Raw genomic sequence first — 13,941 nt, forward strand, 5'->3', positions numbered from 1 at the left:
TTATTAATCTTCTTTAGACTTTATATACCACGCATCCATTGCGGAGTGGTCAGAACCTGGGAGTGGTTCGTTTAAAAGTGTAAATCCAAATTTCTCATACAGGATACATGCTGCTTTTAATTCATGCATTGTTTCTAAATAACATTGTTCATAATGTTCAAAGGCAAAGGACAGAGCGGTTTCCATGAGTTTCTTGGAAAGTCCTAGTCCTTGTGCTTTTGGAATTAAATATAACTTTTGTAATTCGCAAACTTTATCATGTTCGTTAAAAGGGGCTATTCCAACGCCACCCACAATTTCTTCTTCAATTTCAGCTACCCAATAGTTCGCATGGTTTAAATTAGCATAATATTTGTGAAGATCGTTAAGTTGAGGATCATAATAAGCTGACCCAGGAATCGCAAGTCCAAGTGATTCTAATGAGCTTTGTATAATTTCTTTTACTTTTGCGTTATCTTCTTGTGTCATTTCTCGAATAATCATAAAAGAACTCCTTTGCTTTGGGCTTAATCAAGATTATGTTAGATTAATTTATTTGAAATAATATTAGGACTCATTATATATGAACCCAATCATTTTGCACAATTATTAGTGAAAATACCTGAATAACAAGATAACAAAAAGCCATGACGTTATTTGTCACGGCTATCGCGTACTTGAGTGTTTTTTCTATTTATATAAAGAATGATAACGCCAACTATAAAAAAGTAATAGATTAACATTGTATAAATATTTGCCCACCCAGCTGCTTTTATCAGGATAAAACCTAAGCTCATACTCATAAATATCGTGAGATTTATAAATAACTCTTTAATCCTTTGTCTTCGTGTTACATGTATTTGACTCTCGTGAAATTGATATCTTAAATATATACCAATACTGTAGGCAAATAAACATATCATATATGAAATATCATTATGCGTCATATAGACAATTACATCATAAATGACATTGGTCAAAATAACCCCTAATACAACAAATAACTCTACCATCTCGTACCACACCTAAATAAAAGTTTTGAATTTGTTAAAACTAATTATTTTATTCATTAAAGCCTTTTAAAAAGTCTTGCTTGTTAAATTTAAATATATCATCATGTAACATCAAATCATGATTCGAATCTCGCTCAAGTTTGATGTTTTTATAATACGCCAATAAAGTTGCTATAACGCCATCATGAGTTATGATTACATTATTTTTATCATCATCTATATATTCATCAATGAATTCTTTAAAATGTGAAATAAATGCTTCTTCATTTAAATCATTTGGATGCGCTACGTCGGTTACACTTATAAAATTCAAACTTATATTATAATCACTTGGTACCATTTGATCACATGGATTTAAAGAAACTTTTTTATAAGGATAAATTCTAGGTGCTAATATATCAACAACTGTAATATCATTTTCATCACTTAATAATTGTGCGCTTTCTATAGCTCTGACAGTAGGACTAACCCAAAATCTTGAATCACTTCTAATTTCTTTTCTTAACTTTTTATAATCTTCTTTTCCTTGTAATGTTAACTTTGGATTCCTTATATTAAAACTATAAGGTTCATCTGTATTATGTTCAGCTTGACCATGTCTTATAATATAAATCATTATAGCTACCCCCATAATCTTCATTATATGTTTTATTATAGCTATTTGTTAGGTTTCAATCATTAATAATAATACAACTTCAATTCATTTCACAGGCAATATTTTTTCATTAATAAAAAGATAATGATTTAAAATAAATAATTTTGAAAAATTTATATTTTACCTGAGTTACTTTGTAACAATAATGTAAATTTACTTAATGTGATATAAGTATTAAATATTATAGGAGTGATTCGGATGATTAAGTATAGTGAATTTGAAGGCAAAACGGTTCTGATTACGGCTGCGTTTTCGGGTATTGGTAAGGCTACTGCTTTAAAATTTGATAAAAATGGTGAAATATTGTGTTTGATGATTTTGATGAACGTTCTAAACAAACGGTTCAAGAAATCAAAGACAAATATAGTAAAACCATTTTTGTAAGAACAGATGTTTCACAACCTGACCAAGTGAAAAATTTAGTCGATAAAACAGTTGAAACATTTGGCAGTTTAGATCATGTATATAATAACGCAGGTATTCTAAATAAACTAAATAAATTTGCTGATATTGACGTAGATACTTTTGATAAAGTATTAGATGTAGACATTTAAGGCGTCTTCTTATCTATGAAATATGAAATTCAACCATGCTTGAAAACGGTGGAACGATTGTAAACACAGCTTTTGTAGCAGGTTTAATAGCAGACCCAGAAATGAATCCATATATTGCAGCTAACCATGCTGTAGTAGGGATGGCAAAATCAGCAAGATTCGATTACGGTGAAAATGGGGGTAGAATTAATGCGATTGCACCAGGACTAACAGAAACAGAAATGACGAAATCTCGGAAAGGCAATCCATAGAAATGGTATTATTCCTATCTTCAGACGTAGCTAAATTCATGACAGTACAAGTTCATCTCGCAGACGGCGGACAAATAGCATACTCAATGAATTTGAATATATAGAAAAATGATAGAAGTCTCGATAAGAGGCTTCTTTTTTTATGGTTAGAAAGGCTTATTCATTTGTAAATTCTTTACATAATTTCATTGATAATGATTATCAACTAGGTTATTATATTATTGTAAGTTTCTATAAAAAAGCAATAATAACATTAAATAGATAAATATATTCATTGTAGTAATAAAATTTTATATAAAAAGAGGTGAATTATTTAATTTTTAAATCGTAATGATTATGCTTATGAAATCAAAATTTTAACAGACGGGGAGTTAGATTATGAATAAATTATCAGTTAAAGATTTAATTACAGTAGGTATTTTTACAGCGATTTATTTAGTAGTGTTCTTTGTTACTTTTATGATTGGTTATATACCATTTTTTATACCGTTTCTAGGGTTCATTTGTCCGATTGTATGCGGTATTCCGTTTATTTTATATGTTATGAAGATAGATAAATTTGGTATGGTGACATTGACTGGAACGATTTTAGGTATTGCTTTTACAGTGATGGGCAGTGGCTTAATTATGATTCCATTTGGTATTATCTTTGGTTTGATTGGTGACTTCATTATGAAATCTGGTGGATATAAAAAGTGGAAATCAATTGCGTGGGGCTATGCTATTTTCTCATTTTGGATGATGGGATTTGTTGTAAGAATGTTTATTGCAAGAGATCAATACTTTAAAGAGGTCGGGAAGTCTTACGGTCAAGATTATGTAAATGTTTTGGAATCTATTACACCTTTATGGACATTACCTGTGATGTTTATTTTGACAGTGATTGGTGGTCTTATTGGTGCATGGTTAGGTAAGAAAATGTTTAGTAAACATTTTAAAAAGGCGGGACTTGTGTGAAGACGGTTGTTGGTCCATTAAGAGATCATAGGAATATTGTCGCAAAATTAGACCCTAGAACTAAGATCGCTTTAACGATTACGATAAGTACGATTTTAATATCAAGTGGTAGTTCACAAAGCATTTTAAGAGTATGTTTAACTTTATTTTCACTCGCATTATTATTATCTATTCATAAAATCAGTTTATTTATTAAATGTGCGGTTACTTTTTTGGTGCTGATAGGCATTCAATATTGGGTTATTCCTTATGCGGAAGGCATGATTAAATTTATTCTGCTCGCATTTGTTGGGATATTTATGAATATGTTTCCTGGGTTTATTGTTGGCTATTACACGTTATTCTCTACAAAAGTAAGTGAATTTATAGCAGCTATGGAAAAAATGAAATTACCTAGAAATATTATCATTCCAATATCTGTGATTTTTAGATTTTTCCCGACGATTGCTGAAGAATATCGAAATATTAATTATGCCATGAAAATGCGAGGTATTAACTTTTCGAATCATTTTTTTAAAATGATTGAATATAGAATGATTCCGCTTATTATATCTGTTGTTCAAATAGGGAATGATCTTTCTTTTACAGCGATGACGAGAGGGATTGATTCTCCATTTAAACGGACGAATGTATGCGTCGTGAAGTTTAAACTACTTGATATATTGTTAATCATTATCATGGTGATATTATGGATTATTTATTTTAAGGAGAAGTTGTTTAATGATTAAATTTGATAATGTAACGTTCAACTATGCTTCTTCAGAAGAACCAGCTATTCAAAATGTCTCACTTCAAATTAAACAAGGTGAATTAGTCGTGTTCTGTGGTAAATCAGGTAGCGGGAAGTCTACCGTTGCTAAATTGATAAATGGTTTAATTCCTAAAGTTCAACATGGTGACATAAGTGGGCATGTTTACTTGTATGGACGCAATATATCGGAAATTGAGATGTATCAATTATCACAAATGGTCGGTAGTGTATTTCAAAATCCGAAGACGCAATTTTATAACGTTGATACGACAAGTGAGCTTGCGTTTAATTTGGAAAATCAAGGTATTGATAAAACGGTCATCATTGAAAAGATTAAAAAAGTTATGAACCAGTTTAAGATTGAGCATTTATTGGATCGCAATATATTTGAGTTATCAGGTGGCGAAAAACAAATTATTGCATGTGCGACAGTACTTATTACTAACCCAGATGTCGTCGTATTAGATGAGCCATCTTCAAATTTAGATATGTATAGCATTAAGAAATTAAAAGAAATGATTTGTTATTTGAAAGAACGTGGTAAAACGGTCGTTCTGATAGAACATCGTTTGGATTATATTATGGATGAGGCAGATAGCGTCTATTATATGGAAGACGGCTCGTTACATGCACATTATCCAATAGGTTCGTTTAAATCACTAGATCGTGACGAACTTGAAAGAATGGGTATTCGATACGGACAAGAGGAACGATTGCAACATGAGCCACAGTTTGGTGATCATGTTATGGAAATGCATAACTTTACTTATATGTATGACAAATTTAATAAAGAGAAACAATTAGATGTGAATGAAATAGCCATACCAAAAGGTGAAGTAGTCGCGATTATTGGCGATAACGGAAGTGGTAAATCGACCTTTGCTAAATGTTTGTGTGGTTTGCTGAAGGATTTTAAAGGACATGTGACGTATGATGAGAAGCGACTTAAACAGAAACAATTATTAAAGCAGAGCTATATGGTTTTCCAAGATGTAAACACACAATTATTTACGGAAAGCTTGGAACAAGAATTACAGCTATTAAATGTTCAAGTAACGGAAACACAAGTTGATGACATGTTAGAAAGTATGAATTTGTTAGATAAAAAACATGAACATCCATTGTCACTTTCTGGTGGAGAAAAACAAAGAATGGCCATTGCTACGGCAATATTGAGTGGTAAGGAAATCATTATATTTGATGAACCTACTTCAGGGCTTGATTTATATCATATGAAAAAAGTCGCGAAAATGATTAACGACATCCATGACAAAGGAAAGCAAATCTTTATCATTACACATGATAAATCATTGATATTAGAGATTTGTACATATGTCTTACATTTTGGAGATGGTCGTCTTATTAATCAGTTCGCATTGAATCATCAAGGCATCGATCAATTGAATCATTATTTCGATGTATAATTCGCATCAATGAGAGGAGTCAGTAAAGTATGAACACCGATGAACATTGGATAAAATCATTACTCGTATTTGGACAAGATGCTAAATGGAAGATTGTTTTATCTGTTGTATTGTCTATTATTAGTGTGTTTTCAGGATTAGTGCCTTATTGGACGGTATATAAAATCATACTATTAATGATTGATGGAAATACAGAGATGAATCAAGTTATTTATTATATAAGTATCGCGGCAGGTGCTTATGTGATACAGGTTATTTGTTTCGGAAGTTCGACGATGTTATCACATGTGACGGCTTATGATATTTTATCTAATATTAGAAAGCAATTGGCACATAAATTAATGCGTTTACCTTTAGGTGTAGTAGAATCTAAAAAAATTGGTGAACTTAAAAGTATATTTGTCGATAAAGTAGAAACGATTGAATTACCGTTAGCGCATATTATTCCAGAAGTAGTAGGTAATTTATTACTGTCTATTTCTATATTTGTTTATATCGTCATTATCGATTGGCGTATGGCTTGTGCCATGTTGATTACGGTGCCGATTGCATTTTTTGCTTTTAAAAAATTAATGTCTGGATTTAATGAGACATATGAAGAACAAATGGCATCGAATAATTACATGAATAGCTCAATTGTTGAATACATTGAAGGTATAGAAGTCATTAAAACATTTAATCAATCTCAAAATTCTTATAAAAAATATAAAGATGCTGTTAATGCATATAAGATACATACTTTAAATTGGTTTAAAAGCACATGGGGCTATATGAACTTAGGTGCAAGTATTCTTCCTTCGACTTTTCTAGGTGTGCTACCACTAGGTATGTATTTGATTTCAATTGACCAGTTGAACTATGCAGAATTTTTTATTTGCTTAGTACTGTCTTTAGGTGTTGTCGCACCAATCAAGAACTTTACGAATTATGTTAATCAATTAAAATCAATCCAATATGCGATTACAGAAGTACGCCAAGTATTGAATTTAGAAGAACTTGAAGTCTCGAAAGCTTTTAAAGAACCTAAAAATCATCAAATCACATTTAATGATGTTGGGTTCTCTTATTCAAATGACAAAGATAACTTAGTATTTAATCATTTGTCATTTGATATTCCAGAGAAGACTTTTACAGCAATTGTTGGTGCATCTGGTAGTGGTAAGTCTACGATTGCGAAATTACTTTCAAGATTCTGGGATGTAACATCCGGTGAAATTGATATCGGTGGCGTAAATATTAAAGATATTGAACCTAAGAAACTGAATGAATTAGTTGGTTTTGTAGGCCAAGATAACTTCTTATTAAATCTTACGTTTAAAGAAAATATTAAATTAGGTAATCCGGAAGCATCGGATGAAGCGGTTGAAGAAGCGGCTAAATTAGCGCAATGTCATGAATTTATTACGAAATTGCCAGAGGGCTATGATACGAATGTAGGTTCAGTTGGTGATAAATTATCGGGCGGTGAAAAACAACGTGTCACAATAGCGAGAATGATCTTGAAAGATGCACCGATTATTGTATTAGATGAAGCGACAGCTTATGTCGACCCAGATAATGAACAAAAAATTCAAGCTGCATTAAATGCTTTAACTCAAAATAAGACGCTTATTGTTATTGCCCATCGATTATCTACCATTAAACAAGCAGATCAAATTATTGTGTTAGGTCATCAACAAATTCTTGAAAAAGGTGACCATGCAAGACTACTGGATATGAACGGTCAATATAAACAAATGTGGGATATGCACATCGGTGCGAAAGATTGGGGGGTCTCTTCTTAATTTGTAATACATTCAAATATAAAGGAGGATTAACATGTTTCAGATTACATTTAAGATTTTAAAGTGGGCGACACCTTATAGATCAAGAATGATTTTAGGATTTGTAATGTCATTTATTAATTCTATTTTTATCGCCTTACCAATCTTCTTAGCTGCCCAAGTGTTTAACCGTGTGCTATCTCATAAACAAATTGAAATGTATGAAATTATGAGTGTGTTAGGCATCATGATTTTATTAGTATTAGCAAGATTTGTGACAGCTTATTTAAAGAATAGACTTCAAGAAAGTATCGCCTATGAAATGAGTGCGAAAGAACGTTTAAATATTGGTGATAAACTTAAGAACGTAAGACTAGGGTATTTTGAAGACCATCAAACAAATGAACTTGCAACGGTTGTTACAACAGATTTAACGTTCTTAGAAAATTATGCAATGAAGATGATCGATATTGTCGTAAACGGCTATATATTAATTACTGTATTAATTTTGTCGCTTTTAGTTGTGTCTTGGGAAGTGTCACTATTAGCACTTATTGGCGTAGTGCTCTCTTTACTTTGCATTCATTTATTAGAAAAGAAAAGCCATCAAAACGCGCCGCATTATCATCATGTTCAAAATCAACTTGTTGAGAAAGTGCTTGAAGTCGTTCGAGGTATTCAAGTTATTAAATCATTCTCAAAAGAAAATACGAGTCTTCAAAGTTTTAACAAAGCAGTAGATGAAAGTAAACGCGTGAATTCAAAAATTGAATTACAATACATACCGTTTAATTTATTGCATTTGTTGAGCTTAAAGATTGTTTCTATCGTCATAGTATTTATTGCATGCTTATTATATATCAATCAAAGCATTGATTTACCAACGCTTATTATGATTTCTATCTTTTCATTTGTGATATTTGAAAGTGTGGAGAATGTAAACAGTGCAGCACACGTGTTAGAAATGATTGATATGACGTTAAATGATATTGAAGAAATTAAGAACGCACCTATATTAGATGAAACAGGAAGAGATATCGAAATCGATAACTTTGATATTGAATTTGATCATGTAAGCTTCTCATACGGAGAGCACCGTGTGATTAATGATGTGAGCTTTAAAGTAGGGGCACAAACATCTACAGCAATCATAGGACCATCAGGAAGCGGTAAGTCTACCTTATGTAATTTGTTGTTAAGATTTTATGATGTAGACGAAGGTACAATTCGAATAGGTGGCGTCGATATCCGAGATATGACACTAAGTACACTGATGTCTCATATTAGTGCGGTGTTTCAAAAGGTCTACTTATTTAATGATACAATCGAAAATAATATTTTATACGGTAAGCCAGATGCAACTAAAGAAGAAGTTATCGCAGCTGCGAAACAAGCATGCTGTCATGACTTCATCATGTCACTACCGGATGGCTATCAAACAATGGTCAATGAGAAAGGGAATAATTTATCTGGTGGAGAAAAACAACGTATATCTATCGCAAGGGCGATATTAAAAGACGCACCAATCATCATACTAGATGAAGCAACTGCGAGTATTGATCCAGAGAACGAACATCTCATACAAAGTGCAATTGATGAATTAAGCAAAGGCAAAACAGTTATCACAATCGCACATAAAATTGGAACAATTAAAAACGCCAATGAAATCATCGTATTAAACGAAGGAGAAATCATACAAAAAGGCGATCACGAAACACTCGTGAATCAAGCAGGAACTTATCAGAACTTCATCCAAATCAAGACACAATCAGAAGGTTGGAGATTGTAAGAAAAAACCAGTAGCATCTAATATGTGGAATGCTGCTGGTTTTAGTTTGGAAACGCACGATGTCTCGCAGTCTTCGTGCGCCCGGGCACTATTTTAGGGCATAACGCACGATATCTCGCAGTCTTCGTGCGCCCGGGCACTATTTTAGGGCATAACGCACGATATCTCGTAGACTTCGTGCGCCCGGGCACTATTTCAGGGCATAACGCACGATATCTCGCAGTCTTCGTGCACACTAAATGAATTTGAATATATAGAAAAATGATAGAAGTCTCGATAAGAGGCTTCTTTTTTTATGGTTAGAAAGGCTTATTCATTTGTAAATTCTTTACATAATTTCATTGATAATGATTATCAACTAGGTTATTATATTATTGTAAGTTTCTATAAAAAAGCAATAATAACATTAAATAGATAAATATATTCATTGTAGTAATAAAATTTTATATAAAAAGAGGTGAATTATTTAATTTTTAAATCGTAATGATTACACTTTTGATTAATTTATTTGTTAGTAATCAGTATTAAGATATGGCTGTGCTTGTTCGTATAGAAGGAATAAATGGTATACCTATTAATAGGAAAGGAGAATGTGTAATTTATTAACTAAGTTACATACTAGAGACTATGAAGAATAAAAATCTAATTAAACTTACAAAAATCATGGGGAATTATGTTTATCTGTTTTATGCTTCTATCGCAATATCTATCATTTCAAGTGTAGTGAGTCTTGGCGCTTATTTGAATGTTTATTATGTAGTGAAGGAAATGTTGACTGCTAAAAATGGATTAACTGAGCCAGTTGTTGACAATATGACGCAGTATGGTTGGAATGCAGTATTATATGTGTCGATAGCTTTTGGTTTATATGGTCTTGCACTTTTATTGTCACATATAGTTGCTTTTAACACAGTAGCGAAATATAGAATTCAACTCATTTATCACATGAAATCATTACCGTTAGGATATTTTCAAAAGCATCAAACTGGTAAATTGAGAAAACTTGTAGAAAAAAATACAGAAGAAGTTGAACATTACATAGCCCATCAAGTGCCTGATATGGCACAAGCACTTACGACACCTATTGCGTTTTTAGTACTTATTTTTATTTTTGATTGGAGATTATCACTTGTTTGTCTCATACCGGTCATCATTGGATTTATGTTGCTACGCTTTATGATGGGTGGAGAAAGTGAAAAATTCCTAGAACAATATCAAGCAGCATCTACTAGTATGGGCAATGATGTTGTGGAGTATGTTCGAGGTATTTCTGTTGTAAAAGTATTTGGACAAACAGTATTTTCATTTAAAGTCTTTAACAAGGCTATAGAGAATTATCGAGATTTTACTATAAAATACGCACTTTCAATGAGAAATGCGATGAGTGGTTATATTGTTTGTGTTTATGGAATATTTGCATTCTTAATTCCAGCTGCAATTATCTTCTTTAATTATAAGGATAATCAAATTGATATGTTATTAAGTTATATATTCTTTGCGATTTTCACACCTTTAGTCGCATTTATGTTAATGCGAATTATGGAAAGTTCGTATAAAGCAATGATTATTTTTAATGCAATGGATAATTTAGAATCAACTATTTATAGCGCACAGCCTCTACCTACACGTAATAGCTTAAAAATATATGAAAATTACGACGTAAAATTTGAAAATGTAACATTTACTTATGAAGGTATGACTAATCAAGCCATACATGAATTAACATTTAAAAGCCCTTCAAACTCTGTCACAGCTATAGTTGGACCCTCTGGAAGTGGAAAATCAACGATATTTAATTTGATTACACGATTTTATGATATTGACGAAGGCAACGTAACCATTGGTGGTATTGATGTACGTGATTTAGAATATGATGATTTAATGTCAAATATTAGTTATGTATTTCAAGAAACAAAATTATTTAAGATGAGTTTGCTTGAAAATATTAGGTTTTATCGACCTGATGCAAGTATTGAAGAGGTAGAACGTGCAGTAGACCAAGCACAGTGCCGTGAAATTATAAACAAAATGCCTCAAGGTTTAGAGACAGTATTTGGAACGAAAGGTGTATACCTTTCAGGAGGAGAAATTCAACGTATTGCAATTGCTCGTGCAATATTAAAAGATGCTCCAATTGTACTATTAGATGAAGCTACCGCTTTTAGTGATGCAGAAAATGAATATAAAATACAAAAAGCATTAAATTCAGTAATGAAAGGTAAGACGGTATTAATGATTGCGCATCGACTATCCACAATAACTCATGCGGATCAAATATTAGTAATGGATGCTGGATCTCTTGTCGAAAGAGGAAAACATGATGAGCTGATTGCACTAGATGGCGTCTATGCGAAGATGTATCGAAATTATCAAGAAAGTGTGAGCTGGAAGATAGGAGTGACAGGATGAATATTCAGCAATTATTTTCATTAACTCAACAAGGTAAGAAAGACTTATATAAAACGACGTTCTTAACGACATTGCATCAAATCTCAGTTGTATTGCCCATTATTTTATTAGTCATGTTGGCTGAGGATATGATTAAACACATTCAAGAGTCACAAGAACAACCCATTCTACTTTGGGGCTATTTAATTGCTTGTATTATCCTATTAGCCATAATTTTTGTTATTTATTTAGTAACGTACCAACAAATGTATATTAATTCTGGGACAGAATCAGCGAAAATGCGATTGAGAATGGCCGAGAAGTTTCGTAAATTACCACTATCATATTTAGGAGAAAAAGATTTAAGTGATTTTACAAGTACATTGATGGATGATGTTTCTGTTATAGAGAAACAGTTAACAAGTGATTTTGCAAACTTAGTGTCTGGTATTCTATCTAGTGGTTTTATTACAGTGATATTGGCATTTTATAATTGGCAGATGGCTTTAGCACTCTTCCTATGTATGCCTGTTTCTTTACTTTTTATTATACTTTCGAAATTTGTTACAACACCAACTAATAAGAAAAATAGACAACTCAAACTAAACATTTCTGAAAGTTTGCAAGAATTCTTTGAGAATATCAAAGTGATTAAATCTTCCAGTCAAAAAGAACAATATATTCAAAAATTAACACATACAATTAAATCTGTAATTCCATGGGCAGTCCTATATGAAGTTCTAGTAGGGATCTTTATCTCTATCTCTTATAACATCTTAAGAGTTGGTTTAGGTATCGTTGTACTACTTGGAACTTATCTTTTAGTACAACAACAGTTGACGGTACTTGGATTTATACTATTTATCTTTGTAGCAGTACGTATTTATGACCCCTTAACAAATTCGTTATACAAAATTGGTGAATTTATTTATTCACTTGTTAGTGCAAGGCGCATCAAAAATATCTTTGAGATTGAAGAACAAAGTGGTTCTTCAAATGTTGAATTAACAAAATTTGATATCGAGTTCCGAAATGTTGCTTTTGGTTATAACGATAAAGAAGTTATCCATGGTATTTCTTTTACTGCAAAGCAAGGTGAAATCACAGCTTTAGTCGGTCCATCTGGTTGTGGTAAGAGTACATTGGCTAAATTGTCAGCACGCTTTTGGGATACCCATATTGGAGAAATTTTAATTGATGGTCATAATATTAATGAAATTCATCCAGAAAAATTATTATCTTACTATTCCATTGTATTCCAAGATGTCATCCTTTTTAACGATACAGTATTTAATAATATAAAAGTTGGTAATAGTAATGCAACGGATGAGGAAGTTTATAAAGCTGCTGCAATGGCAAACTGTACGGACTTTATTACACGTTTACCAGATGGGTTTGAAACCGTAATTGGAGAGAATGGACAAACTTTATCAGGAGGTGAGCGTCAACGTTTATCGATTGCGAGAGCTTTCTTAAAACAAGCACCCATCGTGTTATTAGATGAAGCAACTGCATCACTTGATCCTGAAAATGAAATATTGATTCAAAATGCCATTAGTGAATTAATTAAAGATAAAACAGTCATGGTAATTGCTCATCGTCTTAAAACGATTGAACACTGTGATCAAATTGTAGTACTTAAAGAAGGAAGAATAGAAGAAAAAGGTAAACATGAACAATTGATGGCAAATGAGCATTTATACCATCATCTTGTATCCCTTCAACGCAAAAGTGGTGATTGGCAAGTAAATGAAGGATAAACATAAAATTAATTAATTTTTATAACAATAAAACTGAGTCAAAAAAGGACCAGTTGAAAAAGAAAAGAGTGAGTAAAATGAAGAAAAAAATGAATACGAAAGATTATATTTTTGCCGGTGCTTTTGCTGCAATATATATCGTAATCTTAGTGGCCACTGGCATGCTTTTTGGTCTTAATCCGGTTACGTTCTTATTAACACCTTTAATAGCTGGCATTATTTTAGGACCAGTATTTATACTTTATATTTCTAAAGTTCCTAAGAGAGGTGCTGTATTTATTTTAGCTATATTATCAGGATTGACATTGTCATCTACTACTATTGCACCTTTATTTATTTCTATTATCGCAGGTATATTAGCTGAAGTTGTATTAAATGATAGAAGTAAATATACTAAGCTCAAAAATATAGTCGCTTATAGTATCTTTAATATTATTGTAGTTGGTCCTTTTACAATGCTATTATTTGCTCGGGATCAATTTATGAAGTCTTCAGAATATTATTATGGAAAAGATTATGTTGAACAATTTTCTGCACTTACACCAAATTGGATTATCCTCGTAATAGTTGCTCTTGCTATTATTGGCGGTATCATTGGAGCAATTATAGGTAATAAATTAAATAAAAAACATTTTGTGAAGGCCGGGATTGTATGAA

At 31.9% G+C, this 13,941-nt stretch carries 13 protein-coding genes; 10 read left to right on the forward strand and 3 right to left on the reverse strand.

The genetic code is table 11. The annotated features are described in order from the left end of the window. Positions 1-3: 3 nt before the first annotated feature. The 3 genes from MHH94_RS00570 to MHH94_RS00580 all read right to left on the reverse strand — a co-directional run bounded on the left by MHH94_RS00570 (position 4) and on the right by MHH94_RS00580 (position 1,608). A complete protein-coding gene (locus MHH94_RS00570) occupies positions 4-483 on the reverse strand; it encodes a GNAT family N-acetyltransferase (RefSeq protein ID WP_088592667.1) in 480 nt (159 codons plus the stop codon). Between the two features lie 149 nt (positions 484-632). Next, the gene (locus MHH94_RS00575) at positions 633-992 is read right to left on the reverse strand and encodes a hypothetical protein (protein WP_340839296.1); all 360 of its coding nucleotides are present in this window, start codon (positions 990-992) and stop codon (positions 633-635) included. Positions 993-1,041: 49 nt separating this feature from the next. Then, positions 1,042-1,608 (reverse strand): phosphoglycerate mutase family protein, encoded by a 567-nt coding sequence (locus MHH94_RS00580; protein WP_171992055.1) that lies wholly within the window; start codon positions 1,606-1,608, stop codon positions 1,042-1,044. 344 nt (positions 1,609-1,952) lie between these two features. Here MHH94_RS00580 and MHH94_RS00585 point away from each other — a divergent pair, with 344 nt between their 5' ends. From MHH94_RS00585 to MHH94_RS00630, 10 genes are all read left to right on the forward strand, one after another. Then, positions 1,953-2,201 (forward strand): SDR family oxidoreductase, encoded by a 249-nt coding sequence (locus MHH94_RS00585; RefSeq protein WP_058590939.1) that lies wholly within the window; start codon positions 1,953-1,955, stop codon positions 2,199-2,201. Between the two features lie 35 nt (positions 2,202-2,236). Continuing rightward, positions 2,237-2,452, forward strand: a complete 216-nt coding sequence (locus MHH94_RS00590) for an SDR family NAD(P)-dependent oxidoreductase (protein WP_078355379.1) — start codon at positions 2,237-2,239, stop codon at positions 2,450-2,452. A gap of 378 nt (positions 2,453-2,830) precedes the next feature. Next, a complete protein-coding gene (locus tag MHH94_RS00595) occupies positions 2,831-3,409 on the forward strand; it encodes an MptD family putative ECF transporter S component (protein ID WP_107603007.1) in 579 nt (192 codons plus the stop codon). Next, a complete protein-coding gene (locus MHH94_RS00600; RefSeq protein ID WP_106417293.1) occupies positions 3,406-4,137 on the forward strand; it encodes an energy-coupling factor transporter transmembrane component T in 732 nt (243 codons plus the stop codon). Before MHH94_RS00595 ends, MHH94_RS00600 begins: the two co-directional genes overlap by 4 nt. Continuing rightward, positions 4,130-5,584: an ABC transporter ATP-binding protein gene (locus MHH94_RS00605; protein WP_084756255.1), complete on the forward strand. Its 1,455-nt coding sequence runs from the start codon at positions 4,130-4,132 to the stop codon at positions 5,582-5,584. Before MHH94_RS00600 ends, MHH94_RS00605 begins: the two co-directional genes overlap by 8 nt. 29 nt (positions 5,585-5,613) lie before the next feature. Then, on the forward strand, positions 5,614-7,368 hold the full coding sequence (locus MHH94_RS00610; protein WP_084756253.1) for an ABC transporter ATP-binding protein: 1,755 nt from the start codon (positions 5,614-5,616) through the stop codon (positions 7,366-7,368). A gap of 34 nt (positions 7,369-7,402) precedes the next feature. Then, positions 7,403-9,136: an ABC transporter ATP-binding protein gene (locus tag MHH94_RS00615; RefSeq protein ID WP_106417292.1), complete on the forward strand. Its 1,734-nt coding sequence runs from the start codon at positions 7,403-7,405 to the stop codon at positions 9,134-9,136. 627 nt (positions 9,137-9,763) lie between these two features. Continuing rightward, on the forward strand, positions 9,764-11,545 hold the full coding sequence (locus tag MHH94_RS00620; protein WP_078355378.1) for an ABC transporter ATP-binding protein: 1,782 nt from the start codon (positions 9,764-9,766) through the stop codon (positions 11,543-11,545). Beyond that, positions 11,542-13,284 (forward strand): ABC transporter ATP-binding protein, encoded by a 1,743-nt coding sequence (locus tag MHH94_RS00625; RefSeq protein ID WP_078355377.1) that lies wholly within the window; start codon positions 11,542-11,544, stop codon positions 13,282-13,284. The genes MHH94_RS00620 and MHH94_RS00625 overlap by 4 nt, the downstream gene beginning before the upstream one ends. A gap of 77 nt (positions 13,285-13,361) precedes the next feature. Beyond that, positions 13,362-13,940: an MptD family putative ECF transporter S component gene (locus tag MHH94_RS00630; protein WP_078355376.1), complete on the forward strand. Its 579-nt coding sequence runs from the start codon at positions 13,362-13,364 to the stop codon at positions 13,938-13,940. Position 13,941: the final 1 nt, after the last annotated feature.

Source organism: Mammaliicoccus sp. FSL K6-3158 (assembly GCF_038005105.1).
Taxonomy (GTDB): domain Bacteria; phylum Bacillota; class Bacilli; order Staphylococcales; family Staphylococcaceae; genus Mammaliicoccus; species Mammaliicoccus sciuri.